The sequence below is a fragment of the Paraferrimonas haliotis genome (assembly GCF_002282895.1).
GTDB classification, from domain to species: Bacteria; Pseudomonadota; Gammaproteobacteria; order Enterobacterales; family Shewanellaceae; genus Paraferrimonas; species Paraferrimonas haliotis.
Window position 1 is genome coordinate 121,879 of the sequence record NZ_NRRB01000002.1, and the last position, 16,638, is coordinate 138,516.

Here is a 16,638-nt window from a genome sequence, read left to right on the forward strand (position 1 = left end):
AATGAAAAAAGCTCTCTGCTTTGCTTCTTTAATGGCAATGAGTGCCACTGCTCAGGCTGAACTATACTTTCAGGATTTTAGCGTCACAGCACTTCGCGGCGCCGATTATGAGTTGGGAGATAACAACCGTACCGTCGCAACCTTTGAATATGCAAACGCAGCCAGCTGGGGCGATACCTTCTTTTTCGTCGATCGCCTAGAGTCCTTTAACGGCGACAGTGAGATTTATGGCGAATTCTCACCACGCTTTAACATTATGCAGGTGAACAACGGACCGCTTAAAGCCATTTCCGTGGCAACCACATGGGAATTTGGTAATGATTCCAATGGCTTTTCACAAAACAACTACCTAGCCGGTGTGGGCACTGCTTGGAATATCCCTATGTTTAGCCATTTTGGCGCCAACGTTTATCAACGTTTCAATGACAACGACCAAGCCAGTAATCAACAGTTTACTTTGACTTGGGGATTACCAATCCCGTTTTCTAAGACGGAAATACTATTTGATGGCTTTATTGACTGGACCTCTGGCACCCGAGATCAAGCCAGTCAATTTAATTTTACCCCACAAATTAAATTAGACATCGCCCCTTGGGTTGGCGCTCCGGGTAAGCTTTACGTTGGCTTTGAATACGTATATTGGAACAACAAGTTCGGCGTCCACGGTGTTGATGAGCGCAACCTAAACGCTTTGGTGAAATATCACTTTTAATCTTGAACAAGAGTTAACCAATTAGAGCTTTTTTTTCAGAAACTCGGACAGTTAACCATGACAAGCCAAGCTAAACTTCGTATACTTTGGCTCGTTTTTTGAAAACAAATTTTTGGCCCCTTAGCTCAGTTGGTTAGAGCGCACGACTCATAATCGTTAGGTCCACAGTTCAAGTCTGTGAGGGGCCACCATATAATGAAAGGGTTAGCACCGTAGTGGTTGCTAACCCTTTTTTATTAATCAACGGTACTGCTCCAACCCGGATAAGGCTTCTAACACAAGCGCCTTTACAGTCTCGGAGCGGATCTGCATCGACTCAGCGTCAAAATGATCATAAAAACGACTCACAGAGGCTTGCCCTACTACTTCGCCACCAAAATAAGGGGCTGAATTTACCGCCGCAGCTAACACGTTAGCAGCGCCTCCCGGCCCGGGCGAGGTGGCGAGCATTACCACGGGTTTACCTTGATAAACCTTCATATCAATGCGCGAGACCCAATCAAATAAGTTTTTAAACGCTGCGGTATAAGAGCCATTGTGCTCAGCGAAAGAAATAAGAATCGCATCCGCCTGTGTAAGTTTTTCAAAAAAACTCTGCGCCGCTTGCGGGTGTCCAAGTTCTTTTTCTCTGTCTTCACTAAAAAGCGGCATCTCGTAATCGTTGATATCAAGTACTTCGACTTGGGCATTTGAGATAAGACTCGTGGCATACTGGACTAACTTGTTATTGATAGACTGTGAACTGCTGCTCGCAGCGAAAGCGATTATTTTCATTAGATGTCCCTTTATCCAACCTTAATTACTAGAAAACGATTTATTTTAATAACTCACACGAGTAGGTATCTTTACTTTAAAAATTCGCCTAACCCTTTGTATTCTATAAATTCAACCACGTTATTATCTGGGTCTCGAATAAAAAATGATGTACCAGTAGGATGTTCCATTGGACCTCCGCTGAGAGGAATATTCAATTGTTCTAGCTTTTCCAAGACGGCTTTTTTATCTGATATTTCTATGGCTACATGGGTGTAGCCCGTATGCTTGGTAGCAACATCCATAAGCACGTTGGCATCATCGGTTTGATTGGCATTCAAAATGAAATTGATATTGATACCACTTGGATGCTCAACAATGGCCACCGGCTCTGGGCCGCCTGGTCCGGTTATGTAATTAAAGCCGAGCAGCCCATAGAAGTCTCTCGATACTTCAAAGTTGCTAACTCGCAGGCCAATGTGATTAATTCGACTTATTTCTCTCACGTTGCTTCTCCTTTTTCCAATGTTTTCGTTATCTAATAGGTAAGTTACATTCCTTAACGAACACATTACATTGATACCTCCTTGAGATTAATAAGCTAATTATCTAAACTTTATTTCCAAATAAGACCTAATAAGCAAGATAACCTTCTCTCTAAAGGTGAATAAGACCATGGGATTTGATGGCAAGCTACTGGATGGCATCGTATTTTTTACCCAAGTGGTAAACAGTGGCAGCTTTACCAAAGCGGCGCTACTTAGCGGCCACTCTACCTCTTACATCAGCAAAGAAGTTTCTAAGTTGGAAGAGCGCCTCGGGGTACGTCTGCTTAACCGCACCACCCGCAGCATTAGTCTAACCCCTGAAGGTTCCATGTATTATCAGCAATGCGAACAGCTGGTTGAAGACGCCAATGCCGCACAAAACATGCTTGCTGGGCATCAAGTAGAGCCCCAAGGCAGGTTACGCATCAGCTGCCCTGTGAGTTACGGATTATCAAAAATACGTCCTATCCTTGCCAAATTCATGCAGCGTTACCCGAAAGTGCAGGTTGAGTTGGACTTAAATGACCGTAAGGTTGATTTAGTGGCGGACGGCTGGGACTTATTAATTCGCGCTTCAATGAAAATGGAAGATTCAACTCTTGTTAGTCGAAAAATAGAACAGGCGTACAGTGTCACGGTGGCGGCGCCCTCGTACCTAAGTAAACATGGCACACCCAGTTGTCCTACGGAGTTGCCAGCGCATGCCACCATGAGCTACAGCAATCTCAAACAACCCAACATCTGGCACTATCAACTAACCGATGGTCGCGGTGTAGACGTAACCGTTAACAACCGCTTACTAACGAATAGCCCAGAAATGGAGCTGGCCTTATGTCTCGCCGGTGAAGGAATAACTCGGGTGCCCTCGTTCAATCTCACCGATGAATTGCAAACCGGTAAACTGGTGCCCTTGTTCACAGAGCTTCCAAAACAAGAAATCGGCGTTTATGTGATTTACCCGTCCCGTAAACACATGTCCTCAAAGGTTCGCCACTTTATAGACTTTATGTTTAGTGAATTAGCACAGCCGAATTAGCGCTCAAGCGAACAAGTCAATTTCTATTGCTCTTTGCTATTGTGATCGCTATCGTTTCAAAATCGGTAAGTTAAGCGATTTACAACAAAGTAGACATGGAGAAACCAATGAGTAATGTACTGATTATTAATGCCCACGAACCGTCCGAGTTTTCTGCTGGTCGCCTTAATGCAAGCCTTGTCGACAAAGCACAAACCTTACTAACCGCTAAAGGGCACGATGTAAGAGTGGTCACCATGCAAGACGAGCTAGTGATGGAAGAGCAGTTAGCACATTATGAATGGGCCGACCGGGTGATTCTACAAACGCCGGTCAATTGGATGACCATTCCTTGGACCTTCAAAAAATACATGGATGAAGTATTTAGCGCTGGAATGATGGGCACCTTGTGTAACTTTGATGGACGAACCAGTGAAGCCCCAACCGACAACTACGGCACGGGCGGTGTAAAAACCAATGCCAAGTATATGCTGAGTCTCACCTTTAACGCGCCAAAGCAAGCTTTCGATAACGACAACGAGTATCTTTTCCAAGGCAAAGGCGTTGATGATCTGATGTTCCACATGCACGCTAACTTTCGCTTCTTCGGCATGAGCGCACTGCCAACATTTGCCTGTTACGATGTGCTAAAGAACCCAGATATTGAAAACGACTTTAAGCGCTTTGAGGAGCACATTAGTAACCATTTTTAGCGCTTTTTTCAGTTAGCATTGTTAAGAGTCGAACCACTAATCAAGGAGTTATGATGTCCAATTTCGATCGCCGAGCCTTTATAAAAGGCTCGATAGCCACAGCAGCTGCAACCGCATTAGGCGGTTGTGCAAGCAGCAGTGCCATCGCCCCTAAACCTTTAGGAAAATCCGTAATGGGGCTGGTAACCCCTAAGATGGATGAAGTCCGTATTGGACTTATTGGCGTCGGGGAACGAGGAATCGGCTTTGTGCATCATTTCAATCGCATTGATGGAGCCAAAATCACGGCCATATGCGACATCGACAAACTAGTATTGGAGCGTGCAAAAGCCGCCAGCGAACAGTATGGTAGAGACACCCCACAATACTTTTCCGATAACTCACAAAGCTACCGTGATTTACTGGCCCTCGACAATGTCGACATAGCGGTTATTTGTACCCCTTGGCAATGGCATCATCCCATGGCTAAAGACGCCATGTTGGCGGGTAAACACGCTTTTGTTGAAGTGCCTATGGCCACCACTATCGAGCATCTATGGAACTTAGTGGACACCGCTGAGAAGACCCAAAAAAATTGCATGATGATGGAAAATGTTTGTTATGGCCGAGATGAGTTAATGGCGCTCAACATGGTCCGCCAAGGCCTGTTCGGTGACCTGCTGCATGGTGAAGCGGCGTATATCCATGAATTGCGTTGGCAAATGAAAGAAATTGAACGTAAAACCGGTTCATGGCGTACCGCTTACCACTCCAAAATGAACGGTAACCTATACCCTACTCACGGCTTGGGCCCGATTGCTCAATACATGAATATTAATCGAGGCGACCGTTTCGACTACCTTACCTCAACCAGCTCTCCAGCAATTGGTCGCAACGCCTATGCGAAAAGGGAATTTCCCGCTGATCACTCTCGAAATCAAATGAACTACATTTGTGGCGATATGAACACCAGCCTTATTAAGACCAAACTGGGTCGCAGTATCATGGTGCAGCACGACACCACCACGCCCCGGCCCTACTCTCGTCACAACTTAATTCAAGGCACTAATGGCGTATTTGCTGGGTTTCCTAACCGGATTGCTTTGGAAAATGGAGGCAGTGGTAACTTCCACGAATGGGACTATGAAATGACTTCGTGGTACCAAAAATACGATCATCCACTTTGGATACGAATGGGTAAAGAAGCCGAACGCAATGGTGGCCACGGCGGAATGGACTTTTTAATGTGTTGGCGCATGATTTACTGCCTACGTAATGGTGAACCTTTGGACCAAGACGTGTATGACGGAGCGGCTTGGTCTGCGGTAATGCCGCTATCGGTAGCTTCTGTAGCCGATAGAAGTAACTCAAAAGACTTCCCCGATTTTACTCGAGGAATTTGGAAAACCGGCAAACCTCTGGCCATTGTTGACTAGGGGATTTTCGAACAGTGGTTTGTTGACAATTAACAATTGATTGCGCATCATCGTTATCCAAGGATCGTTAACGCTGGATGCGCCAATCATGTCGAAACAACCTAGGCTTACACGTCGTAATGCTATAAAACTTGGGTTAGCCGGTGCTTTGACAAGCTCCATTGGTTGTCAATCAACGAAGGATGACAGTAAACACCAAAACAGCGCCCAAAAAACATTAAGCAGCAACTGGGGTAACAGTAAAGATCGCATTTGGATTGGCGCTGAATACTGGGCTAACCCCATGGAAGATTGGCAGTTACAGGACGGAAAAGCGCAATGCCTTTCAAGCGGTGGTAATCGCAGCTTACATTCACTCACCACACAGTTACGAGACCCCAATAGCCCATTTGAGCTTTCGGTAGACGTCGAGCAAATTCAAACCGGTACTAACGATGGCGGTGTCGGCATACGGTTGGGTGCTAGCAGCGATATCGATGATTATCGAGCCAATTGCTTTATTCATAAAGGCATTGATATTGGCCTTTGTAAAAAGCAAATGTTTATTGGGCGCAAGCGTGTTAATGCGAACTTTCCGCTCTCTAGCACCCCCCTCAAATTACACCTATCTGGACAACCAAAGCAGGGTGTGTGTTTACTGGTTTTAACCGTGTACGACGCGACCACTCAAGAACGTCTTGCAACCATGAGCCATCATGTCGAGGCGCAGTCTTTAACGGGTAATGTTGCTTTGGTTAGCAATTTTGCCAACAGTACCGACAAACCAAACATCCCCCAAGGCTGCCGCTATCAATTCAGCGATTGGTTAATCAGCGGTGATGCCTTTAGCCATCAAGCCAGTCAACGCTTCGGCCCGATTTTATGGGCAATGTACACCTTAAATGACAGCCAAACAGAGAACGGCCATAGTCTTAGAATGTCTGCCCTTACAGGCCCTTTAAACATTGACGAGCCACAACGGATTACCTTACAAGTTCTGCAAGATGGTCGCTGGCAAACATTGGCTGAAGAGCCCCTTGACCAACAGGCTTGGCTAGCAACCTTCACCATCAATAATTGGCCAGCTCGCCGCGATGTGCGCTATCGATTGCTGTATAACGAGCTCATGCGGGATGGTGGCATCGAAGTTGATGAGTTTGAAGGCACAATAAAGGCCGATCCCAAATATTCTGGTCGCCCTCTCACTTTGGCTGCCCTCACTTGCCAAAACGATTACGCCTTTCCTTACGCACCGGTTGCTAACAATTTAGGTATTCTCGATCCGGATATGCTTTACTTTTCCGGTGATCAACTCTACGAGAACCACGGTGGCTATGGCGTGGTTTACCAACCCACCGATAAGTCGATACTTAATTACCTGCGCAAATATTACCAGTTTGGTTGGGCGTTTAGAGAGTCCATGCGTCACGCACCCACCGTTGTACTTCCGGACGATCACGATGTTTTTCAGGGTAACTTATGGGGTAATGGCGGTGAGGTTATGAGTAATGTTGCCGTGGCATCGGGGCGTACCGATAATGCCGGTGGTTACATTGCCAATGTCGCAATGATTAACACGGTTCACAAAACCCATACAGCCCATCATCCGCTCCCCTATGACAAGCAAGCATCCCTGCGCGACATCAGTGTGTACTTTACCGATTTGATTTACGGTAACGTGAGCTTTGCAATTATCGCGGATAGGCAATGGAAAAGTGGGCCTGAGCTATTAAATATCAAGGTTGGAGTAAGTGGAGAAAACGAGCCACCAACCCTGATTAACCCCGACTTTGATCACCCTGATTTGCAATTGCTCGGCGCCCGTCAAGAACAGTTCTTAGCAAGCTGGGGAGCTGACTGGCGAGGACATAAACTCAAAGCCGTATTAAGCCAAACGGTGTTCAGTGGTATCTCAACCCACCAACCACGACCGGACAGGTACCTTAAATACGATTTCGATTGCAGCGGCTGGCCAGCAACAGCTCGCAACCGAGCCATTGATATTATGCGTGATAGCAAGGCGTTGCACATATGTGGCGATACCCATTTGGGCAGCTTAAGCCAATACGGTGTGCATCAACAAAGAGACAGTAACTGGGTCTTTTGCACACCGGCAATCGCCGCAGGTTGGCCGCGTTGGTGGATTCCCGATAGCATTGGATTGCCCCACAGCAACCGACCCGACCATAATTTGGCGAATACCGGCGAATATTTAGACGCATTTGGTAATAAGATGTACGTTTATGCCGTGGCCAATCCCATAGCGGCAACCGCATCGAACCGTTACCTAAAAGCGCAACAAAAAGGCAGTGGCTTCGGAGTGATACGCTTTAACACTGAGGAAAAAACCTACCAAATTGAAGCCTACCGCTTTTTAGCCAACCTACTCAGCAATGATGACAGCAACCAATTTGCAGGCTGGCCGGTCACCATTGCTCAACAAGGAAACCAAGTAAACGGCTCTCGCAGTTAAGCTTTGGCAAACTGATAAGTGCGATAACCGCCGAGCAAGTTTTTGGCTTTAAAACCGTTATTTACTAATTGCCGGTAGGCCACGTTTCCACGAAGCCCTACTTGGCAGTAAATAATGATTTCTTTGTCTTTTGGTAACTCGCCAAGCCGGTGTCTTAATTGATCAACGGGAATGTTTATTGCGCCCTCTATGTGACCCAATTTTTCGAGTTCCCCTGGGTTTCTAACATCCAGCAATAGCTGCTCATCACTCAACTTATCCACTTGGTCGTAGTGAATGGCTTTAGTATCGCCCGCCACAATATTACTGGCGACAAACGCCGCTTGGTTGATTACGTCTTTAGCGCTACCAAACGGTGGAGCATAGGTCAGTTCTAGGTGTTGTAAATCTTCTATCGTCATTCCGGCTCTTTGCGCCACCGACAACACATCAATACGCTTATCAACACCGTCTTTACCACAGGCTTGGGCACCTAAAATCTTTAGGCTCGTAGGCGAATAAATGATTTTCAAAGAAATCATTTCCGCTCCTGGGTAATAGCTGGCATGACTGGCACCATGAACATAAACTTTCTCATAGGCTATGTCATCGCGCGCTAATGTTTTTTCACTCTTGCCGACGCTGGCGATCGCCAAATCAAACACCTTAACGATCGCAGTACCTTGAGTGCCACGATAGTGCTGCTGACGACCTAGCATATTATCGGCAGCCATGCGCCCCTGGCGATTAGCCGGCCCAGCTAGAGGCACAAGCCCTGGCTGCTCGGTAACAAAGTCTTGATCTTCAACCGCATCGCCAACTGCAAAAATACTGGGATCACTGGTCTGCATTAGGGAGTTAGTAGTAATGCCACCTAAGGCACCTATCTCCAGTCCCGCCTTATGTGCAAGCTCAACTTCTGGGCGTACCCCTATGGCCATAATCAGCAAGCCTGTATCCAAGGTGTCGCCGTTGTTTAATGACAATTGTAAGCCGCTTAATTGACCATCAACCTGTTGTTGCTGAACCGCTGTAAGGGCGGTATTTAAGCGTAAATCGATGCCGTGAGCTTTAATCTCAGCGTGGGCAAATCCCGCCATCTCGCGATCCACCGGAGTCATCACTTGATCCGCCATTTCAAGCAAGGTGGTCTCAATCCCAAGCTGTTGCAATGCCTCCATCACCTCTAGCCCAATAAAACCACCGCCAACAACCGTTGCGTGCTGTGGTTTATGCTCAGATAAGCTCGCCAAGATTCTATCCATATCTGGGATGTTGCGAAGCGAATGGGTTAACGGATTATTCAAACCTGGAATAGGAGGCAGTATCGGCGATGCACCAGGGCTTAGTAGCAAGTAATCGTACGACTCTTCATACTCCTCTCCTGATGCCCGTTTAACTGTTACCTGTTTGCTCGCCTTATCAATAGCAATCACCTCTGAATTGACCCGCACATCGACGTTAAATCGCGCCAAAAAACTCTCGGGAGTTTGCAAAAGCAGCTTACTGCGCTCTTTGATGTCACCACCGATATGATAGGGCAAGCCACAGTTTGCAAAGGAAACGTACTCCCCTCTCTCAAACATGATTATTTCGGCATCTTCGCTCAAGCGACGCGCTCGAGCCGCTGCACTTGCGCCACCGGCTACACCACCTACTATTACAATCTTGGTCACTTAGCTACTCACTTTAATGGGGATTAATAAGCATTAGGGTAATCTATCATTATTTCGCAATCACATTAACATTTTTTAATATCATAATATCTATATACTTAATCCCATGTCGTCGTTAATTATGGCCGTGAAATCATTGATAGATTTCGAGCACATAAGCCGCTATCACTGGATGTTTTCCTTTTGTGACTTTGAATGTGCACAACCTGCACTCCGTTTAATCAGCGGCCAGCACTGCATGAGTTACGCCCTTTCCAACCCTAACTTTTCTAGAATCCACATCATTGGGCACCAGCTGCTAAAGGCCGACTGAATCTGATTCAGCGCTACGAACACGCTTAACCATACCCATATAGGGTCGACCCAAATGGTCAGTGCCAATGATAGCAATAACACGCTGCCTGCGACCAATCGTAATCCTTCGTTTACTGTCATGATTTACTCCTCGCGATTTAACAATACACTTGATGCAAAGCTTCCAATAACCGCTCCAACTCTTTATCGACCACCGAGAAATACTTAAAGCTACCGTCGTTTCGCGCCTGAATCAGCCCTTGTAATGTCATGGTTTTTAAAAACTGAGATACTTGAGATTGCGAAAGACCGGTTAAGCATTCTAACTGGCTAACGCTTCGCTCTCCTTGGGCTAGGTGACACAGAATCAACAGCCGCTTGGGATGCGATAAGGCTTTCATCACTTGCGCCACCATTTCACACTTTTGCTCCATAGCCTCTACGCTCATATTGCCTTTAGCCGTCATAGTTTCCTCGTTAATCGTCAAACTCGATTTCGGGAGTGTACCGGATTGCATTTGCATAATGATATTACAATATTATAATGTAAGAATGTCAACTCTTAAATTTAAGTAACTTTATGTCTAACCCGATCGATACAATGGTCAAAACCAGTTTGCAAAGTCGCCTGCCCCTGTGGATTTTGGTGACTGCTTTGGTTTTGGGCGTGCTGGCACTGCAGCTCACCCCAAGGGAAGAAGAGCCGCAAATTCGAGTCCCGATGATCGATGTGCAAGTGCTCGCTCCTGGCCTATCCGCCCAGCAGGTGGAAAAACAAGTCAGCATTCCACTGGAAAAACTGCTGAACCAAATTAAAGGTGTAGAACACATCTACTCCCAAAGCTCCGCTGGCATGGCAATGGTGACTTTGCGCTTTGAAGTCGGCCAAGCCCGCGAGCAATCCCTGCTAAATACCTACAATAAGCTGCACTCCAACTTGGATCGAATACCTGCAGTTGTTAGCGACTGGCAGTTAAAGCCGATGGAAGTGGATGATGTGCCTGTGGTGGCGTTAGGCCTTTGGAGCGACAACCCGCAGCAGGTTAATGCTTATCAGCTTGGGCGATTAGCCCAAGAAGTCGCGATTCAACTGCAAGCGATAGCTGATACGAGTAAAGTGAATGTAGTTGGCGCCTTAAAGAGACAATTGCGAGTGGAGCTTGACCCAAGTGCGATGGCGGCACGTCTGGTGTCTACCGAGGAAGTGATTAACGCGGTACGTCAGAGCCACGTCCGCCAATACGCCGGTGAGCTAACCCTTGCCAACCAACAAATTCGCTTAGAAAGCGGTGACTGGGCGCGCAGCAAAGCCGATTTAGAAGCCTTGCCTGTCGCCGTTGTGAACGGTGCTCAGGTATCATTAGGGGATATCGCCACTTTGGTGGATGGCCCTGAACAAGCCCAGCAATACCAATGGCTTCAGTTTGCTAATAATAGCCCAAAGGCTTACGAAAACAGCCAACAGTACCCCATGGTGACCTTGTCAGTAGCCAAACAACCTGGGGCCAATGCAGTCACAATTGCTAATCAAGTTCACCAGTTGATGACACAACTAAAAGGCGAGTGGTTACCACAAGGGGTAAAGGTTGAGGTATTGCGCGACTACGGCCAGACCGCCAACGAAAAGGTCAACAACCTAACCGCCTCGTTGGCATTTGCTGTGGCGACTGTGGTTGTTTTCATCGGCCTCTTTTTGGGTTGGCGCGCCGCTATCGTAGTGGGTTTGGCTGTGCCGATCTGTTATGGCATAACTCTGGGACTGGACTGGGCCTTTGGTTACACCATTAACCGAGTCACTCTGTTTGCACTAATTTTGTCTTTGGGTTTATTGGTAGACGACCCGATTACCGGTGTGGATAACATTGAACGCAACTTAGGCAAGTCCGCCGATAAGGTCAGCGATAGCATCACTAAAGCCATGTCGGAAATCCGCCCAGCACTGTTAATGTCGACCCTGACGATTGTGCTCGCGTTTGTGCCCTTAGCTTTTATTACCGGCATGATGGGCCCTTATATGGCGCCAATGGCATTTAACGTACCCGTTAGCGTTACCGTCTCTACCTTGGTTGCTTTGTTGGTCACCCCTTGGTTAGCCAAGGCTTGGTTAAAACCCAAGCAGCGATCCCAACAACCCAGTAAACTTAAACCAAGCCTTTACACTCGAGTGCTAACGCCGCTGTTAGATTCGCGCAAAGCCGCTAAACTGAGCTTGTGGTTGGTACTGGGCTTGTTTGCCTTGGCTGTTGCTCTACCGGCGATGCGCTTAGTTCCCTTAAAACTGCTGCCCTTTGACAACAAGAACGAAGTGCAGGTGATCATCGACATGCCACCATCCGCCAGTTTACAAGCCACCGCGGCCAAGACTCAGGCGGTCGCAAATGCAGTTGCCGAGCTTAACGAGGTGGACGCGATTGCCGCCTATGTGGGTGAGGCATCACCAATGGACTTCAACGGTTTAGTGCGTCGCTATTACCAACGCAATCAGTGGTATCAAGCCGAGCTTCGCTTAACCCTCGCCGATAAATTGGTGCGCAGTCATCAGTCGCACGCCGTCGTATTGCGCTTGCGTGAACATTTGGCTCATTTTAATCAGGGCGATGAACGCATCAAGGTGGTAGAAGTGCCACCGGGTCCTCCTGTGATGAGTACGCTAGTGGCCGAAGTTAGCCGCGATCCGTTAGTGAGCGCTGGTATCGCCGAGCAAAGCGCGAGAAACCTAATGGCACGCTTAAACCAAGAAGCGCACGTGGTTGAGGTAGACTCGAGTTTGTCACGCTACCAAGAACAAATGAACTTTGTTGTTAACAAGCAAAAGGCTGCTCAATCTGGGGTGTCTACTCAGCAAGTGAATCAGGCTTTGCAGCTGGCTAATGGAGGTCTGGTGGCCAGCTACTGGCCTTTAGCCCACGAAGCTGAACCGACGCCAATCGTATTGCAATTTAGCCGTGATTCACGCAGTCAGATTAGCGACTTTGGCCCTTTGCAGTTAAAAGGTCAGGCTGGCTTTGAGCAGCATAACCAAGGAAATGGTTTGGATGCTAGCCCAAGGGCTATGGTTGCACTGGCGGAATTAGGCGAATGGCATAGCCAACCGGTAGATGCCACTCTATTCCGTAAGGACTTAAGCCCAGTGATCTATGTCACTGCTGAGGTTAACGGTCGAACCCCTGCCGAGGTGATAGCCGATATCAATGCAGATCAGGACAAAACTGACACGAACGAGCCTGTCCCAGATTGGCAGTCGCGTTCGTATCTCAATAACGGTGCTAATATTCCTTGGCAAATGAAGCCGGGCACCCATGTCAGTTGGACAGGCGAGGGTGAGCTTAGGATCACCATACGGGTGTTCCGCGACATGGGTATCGCCTTTGCCTTTGCCTTAACCGCTATCTACTTGGTGCTGCGCTGGCAAACCCGAAGCGCTGCGCTAGCAGGGATTATCATGTCGGCGATTCCCCTGACAATGATTGGCATTATGCCAGGCTTTTATCTGATGAATCAGTTTGGCGAGCGAGTAATTGCCGGCGCGCCAGACCCTGTGCTGTTCACGGCTACTGCGATGATCGGCATGATAGCTCTGGCCGGTATCGCCGTGCGCAATTCGTTAATTCTCGTGGAGTTCATTGGCGCGCAACGCAAGCAAGGGGTACCCATTAAGCAAGCCTTACTGCAAGCCGGTGATGAACGATTGCGGCCCGTGCTCCTGACCGCTGGTACCACCTTGCTAGGCAACTTGGTGATTACCCTCGATCCCGTATTCAGTGGACTGGCCTTGGCCATTATCTTCGGCATTTTGGCTTCCACCTTATTTTCACTATTAGTGGTGCCTATAGTTTACCTACTGGTATTCGACAAACCCCAATCAAACCCAACGAAAACCTTAAAGGAAGTCTCATGAAACGTATTAGCTTAACCCTCGCAGCAATCGCCATGCTGGTGATTGTGATAATGTGGATGGCCGGTGGGTTTAACGAGCAAATCCAGCCAGGCCAACAAGCAGCGGCACCATTTGATAACAATATCGAGACGCAAACGCTAAGTCCAACCCAGTTACAAGGTTTTGAGACGGTCGCCGCGGGCTTGGCCGCTGAGCATAATACCGACTTATCCTCACAAGTGATGGCACGTATCGCCCAGATTCAAGTGCGTGCAGGAGACTCCGTCATCGCTGGACAAACCTTGATCACTTTAGAGCAAGAGGACAGCCGCTCGGTGTTAGCCCAAGCCGATGCTCAACTGAAAGCCGCTCAAGTACAACGCCGAGACGCTGAACGTCAAAACCAAAGGGTTAGCGAGCTAGCCGCTAAAGGCTTAGCATCGAAGGCCGAACGGGATCACGCTCAAGCTCAGTTGGACACCTTAACCGCTCAGGAAAAACAAGCGGAGCAGGCTCTATCCCAAGCTAAAGTTAACCTAAGCTATCGCCATATCATAGCGCCTATAGACGGCCTGATTGTCGATCGGTTTGCCGAAGAGGGTGACATGGCCAATCCGGGTAAGCCTCTGTTAAGCCTGTATAACCCGCAGGCCCTGCGAGTCGAAGCCAAAGTTCGTGAAAGCTTGGCGGTGGACTTAGTAGTAGGCCAAAATCTGCCTGCTGAGATCCCAGCGTTGGAGTTGACCACTCACGCTTTGATAACCCAAATGGTACCTGCTGCCGATAGCAACAGTCGCAGCGTCACGATTAAGGCCAAACTCGAGGCTGCGCCGCAATTACGCCCCGGACTATACGCCAGTCTGCAAATTCCGACCGAGACTCGCGATGCACTGTTGATTGACGATGCCTATATAGTCCGCCAAGGACAACTGCAAATGGTTTACATCAAAACCGAAAAGGGTCTGAGTCGTCGAATCGTTGAGGTAAGTCAAGCAAGATACGAGGGCAAACGCGAGATCTTATCTGGATTGCAAGCCGGCGAACAAATGGTGCTACCACAGATCCGTTAGCCAAAGCATTTGGGCACCCTATAAGAGGTGCCTTTCTGTTTTTGCAAATTTTCGAATTGACCTCTAAAGTGCACTTCTTTGCGTTACCCCCCCCTTTTCTCTGATGCCTCAAAGTTTTTCCTTTCTAGGATAGGTATATGTAGCAAGCAGCCTGCTTGCCGTGCGTCCTTTACTGAAACATAGAACTCAGAAACTGAGGCATAAGCTCACTTCTTAACTATGAAACGAATATGGCCAATTTAAATATTCTGTATACTTAAGCTCAATTTATAGTTACGTGGAACCTTTAATGGAATTTTCAGTACCGTGGGACTCCTTTATTGGAGGAATGCTATTGGGGTTATCTGTCTCAATATTAATGTTATTTAGTGGCAAAGTAGCCGGAATCAGCGGCACCATTGCTGGTCTACTAAACCCGAAAAAAAATGATTCCAGTTGGCGCGCCACATTTTTAGCCGGCATGGTGTTAAGCCTGTTTCTGGTTAAACCTTTGGGATTCGACTTACCCGACGTAAGCAATAACAGTTTAGCACTGGTGTGTTTTGCCGGTTTGTTGGTTGGTTTTGGCACTCGGTTAGGTAATGGCTGCACAAGTGGCCACGGTATTGCGGGATTAGGCCGTTTCTCTAAACGCTCTCTGGCCGCAACCATAACCTTTATGGCCACTGCAATGGTAGTGGTATTCATTGTTCGACATATTGGAGGCTGAGCAGATGACTGAATCAACAATACGCTTATATTCAATAGCAGTCTCAATGGTGTCAGGGTTGTTATTTGGCGCAGGAATGATCATCTCCAATATGACGGATCCGCAATTGGTATTGGCCTTTTTAGACATCGGCGGCCATTGGGATCCAAGCTTAGCCTTTGTAATGGCCGGCGCCTTGCTGGTTTATGCTCCTGTTTATCACTTCATCATCAAACCAAAACAAAAACCTTTGGCGGCTCAACAATTTAGCCTACCAACCTCAACCAAGGTCGACTCAACCCTACTGTCTGGAGCGGCCATCTTTGGTGTGGGTTGGGGCTTAGTCGGTATTTGTCCGGGTCCTGCTATTGCCAGTCTAGGCGGAGGTACCAATATCATGTTAGGGTTTGTGCTTAGCATGCTCGTTGGAATGATCGCAGCGGGCCAATACCTTAACGGTCGTTTACCACTGCCTTTCGTGGGCTATCGGCGTAGCGCTGTTAAATCCTAGTAAAGACCCCAGTCATTATGAAAAACAAAGTCTCCACCGAAACTCAGCAGCAAGCGTTGCAAGTTGCCAAAGCCACTCAAAAGCCCGGCCAAACAAAAGAGCAAACCAAGTTAATTGCTCAAGGTATCGAAAAAGGCATTGCTGAATATAAGAAACGCCAAAAAGCGCAGGCGCGCCAACGAGACAAGCAACGAAAACAGGCCATTAAGCAAAAACAACCGTCGCAACCTTTGGCTGAATCACCAACGCAGCCGGTTGTCAACAAAACAGCACGTTTACCTTGGGCCTTGCTGGCACTCAGTTGGCTGGGGTTTATACTTTTTACCTTGGCTTCCTAACATGCGCTCAATAAGCTACTGGCCTCATTGACAACAATGAGGTCACCCATTCTTTTACAAGTAGCACACAATTAATTAACACCAGCACACTGCCGGTTAAGCTTCCATTCAATATTCTTTCTCTATACTGATTACGAAATAAACGGCACGGAGTCGAATAATGAATAAATTCTTAACAGCTAGTATTCTCATCATTGTTTCTTTTTTAAGTCCAATCGCAACCGCGGACAGCATTCAAAGCCGTCCGGGCGTTCAAGCCGGTTTTGATGCCATTGGTCCATCCATTGATGAGCTGTACGTACGTTATGTGACCTCAGCGCGGATTGTTGATACCTGTATTGCTCAAGGTTTAGCGCCCAAAGAGTCCCGTCCTGCTTTTAACTACTATGCGCACGATGACAGCATTGATTTATTTGCGGATAAGAATTTAGCGGACTACGAAGAAGCTGAAAGCTACGCCAAGCAATTCATCGCCGATACCGATAAAGACACCATCAGCGAGATTTGTGGTCAGGTGGCGAGCTTAACCCGTTACGACTTCTAAGCAATCCTCATACCACTTACTTAATGCCAGCATTCTATATGAACGCTGGCATT

Annotated in this window: 16 protein-coding genes and 1 tRNA gene; 12 read left to right on the forward strand and 5 right to left on the reverse strand. The window is 47.6% G+C overall.

Annotated elements, in window-relative coordinates; translation table 11 throughout:
- The first annotated feature begins 1 nt into the window (after window position 1).
- Together CLC91_RS04445 and CLC91_RS04450 are read left to right on the forward strand one after the other, a co-directional pair.
- Window positions 2-712: a DUF5020 family protein gene (locus CLC91_RS04445; RefSeq protein WP_233132578.1), complete on the forward strand. Its 711-nt coding sequence runs from the start codon at window positions 2-4 to the stop codon at window positions 710-712.
- Window positions 713-826: 114 nt separating this feature from the next.
- Window positions 827-903, forward strand: a tRNA-Ile gene (locus CLC91_RS04450).
- A 49-nt stretch (window positions 904-952) separates the two neighbouring features.
- Here CLC91_RS04450 and CLC91_RS04455 read toward each other — a convergent pair.
- Together CLC91_RS04455 and CLC91_RS04460 are read right to left on the reverse strand one after the other, a co-directional pair.
- Entirely contained in the window at window positions 953-1,486 is a 534-nt protein-coding gene (locus CLC91_RS04455) for an NADPH-dependent FMN reductase (RefSeq protein WP_095498004.1), read from the reverse strand.
- A 71-nt stretch (window positions 1,487-1,557) separates the two neighbouring features.
- Window positions 1,558-1,971: a VOC family protein gene (locus tag CLC91_RS04460; protein WP_095498003.1), complete on the reverse strand. Its 414-nt coding sequence runs from the start codon at window positions 1,969-1,971 to the stop codon at window positions 1,558-1,560.
- A gap of 169 nt (window positions 1,972-2,140) precedes the next feature.
- Here CLC91_RS04460 and CLC91_RS04465 point away from each other — a divergent pair, with 169 nt between their 5' ends.
- From CLC91_RS04465 to CLC91_RS04480, 4 genes are all read left to right on the forward strand, one after another.
- Window positions 2,141-3,049 (forward strand): LysR family transcriptional regulator, encoded by a 909-nt coding sequence (locus CLC91_RS04465; protein ID WP_095498002.1) that lies wholly within the window; start codon window positions 2,141-2,143, stop codon window positions 3,047-3,049.
- Window positions 3,050-3,156: 107 nt separating this feature from the next.
- Window positions 3,157-3,741: an NAD(P)H-dependent oxidoreductase gene (locus CLC91_RS04470; protein WP_095498001.1), complete on the forward strand. Its 585-nt coding sequence runs from the start codon at window positions 3,157-3,159 to the stop codon at window positions 3,739-3,741.
- Between the two features lie 53 nt (window positions 3,742-3,794).
- Window positions 3,795-5,156, forward strand: a complete 1,362-nt coding sequence (locus tag CLC91_RS04475) for a Gfo/Idh/MocA family protein (protein WP_095500057.1) — start codon at window positions 3,795-3,797, stop codon at window positions 5,154-5,156.
- A gap of 88 nt (window positions 5,157-5,244) precedes the next feature.
- Window positions 5,245-7,608, forward strand: a complete 2,364-nt coding sequence (locus CLC91_RS04480) for an alkaline phosphatase D family protein (protein WP_095500058.1) — start codon at window positions 5,245-5,247, stop codon at window positions 7,606-7,608.
- Here the strand turns inward: CLC91_RS04480 and CLC91_RS04485 are convergent.
- From CLC91_RS04485 to CLC91_RS04495, 3 genes are all read right to left on the reverse strand, one after another.
- Entirely contained in the window at window positions 7,605-9,263 is a 1,659-nt protein-coding gene (locus CLC91_RS04485; protein ID WP_095500059.1) for an FAD-dependent oxidoreductase, read from the reverse strand. The two genes, CLC91_RS04480 and CLC91_RS04485, sit on opposite strands and share 4 nt — an antisense overlap.
- A gap of 243 nt (window positions 9,264-9,506) precedes the next feature.
- Entirely contained in the window at window positions 9,507-9,698 is a 192-nt protein-coding gene (locus CLC91_RS04490; protein WP_095497997.1) for a YgaP family membrane protein, read from the reverse strand.
- 17 nt (window positions 9,699-9,715) lie between these two features.
- Window positions 9,716-10,024, reverse strand: coding sequence for an ArsR/SmtB family transcription factor (locus tag CLC91_RS04495; RefSeq protein ID WP_158220695.1), 309 nt, complete (start codon window positions 10,022-10,024; stop codon window positions 9,716-9,718).
- A gap of 113 nt (window positions 10,025-10,137) precedes the next feature.
- On the opposite strand from CLC91_RS04495, the gene CLC91_RS04500 reads away from it, so the two are divergent.
- The 6 genes from CLC91_RS04500 (at window position 10,138) to CLC91_RS04525 (ending at window position 16,585) form a co-directional block, all read left to right on the forward strand.
- On the forward strand, window positions 10,138-13,455 hold the full coding sequence (locus CLC91_RS04500) for an efflux RND transporter permease subunit (RefSeq protein WP_095500061.1): 3,318 nt from the start codon (window positions 10,138-10,140) through the stop codon (window positions 13,453-13,455).
- Complete coding sequence (locus CLC91_RS04505; protein ID WP_095497994.1) at window positions 13,452-14,504, forward strand: efflux RND transporter periplasmic adaptor subunit; 1,053 nt, start codon at window positions 13,452-13,454, stop codon at window positions 14,502-14,504. Before CLC91_RS04500 ends, CLC91_RS04505 begins: the two co-directional genes overlap by 4 nt.
- 289 nt (window positions 14,505-14,793) lie before the next feature.
- Window positions 14,794-15,213, forward strand: coding sequence for a YeeE/YedE family protein (locus CLC91_RS04510; protein ID WP_095497993.1), 420 nt, complete (start codon window positions 14,794-14,796; stop codon window positions 15,211-15,213).
- Between the two features lie 4 nt (window positions 15,214-15,217).
- Window positions 15,218-15,703, forward strand: coding sequence for a YeeE/YedE family protein (locus CLC91_RS04515; RefSeq protein WP_095497992.1), 486 nt, complete (start codon window positions 15,218-15,220; stop codon window positions 15,701-15,703).
- 17 nt (window positions 15,704-15,720) lie between these two features.
- On the forward strand, window positions 15,721-16,041 hold the full coding sequence (locus tag CLC91_RS04520) for a DUF2956 domain-containing protein (RefSeq protein WP_095497991.1): 321 nt from the start codon (window positions 15,721-15,723) through the stop codon (window positions 16,039-16,041).
- Window positions 16,042-16,201: 160 nt separating this feature from the next.
- Window positions 16,202-16,585, forward strand: coding sequence for a hypothetical protein (locus CLC91_RS04525; RefSeq protein WP_095497990.1), 384 nt, complete (start codon window positions 16,202-16,204; stop codon window positions 16,583-16,585).
- Window positions 16,586-16,638: the final 53 nt, after the last annotated feature.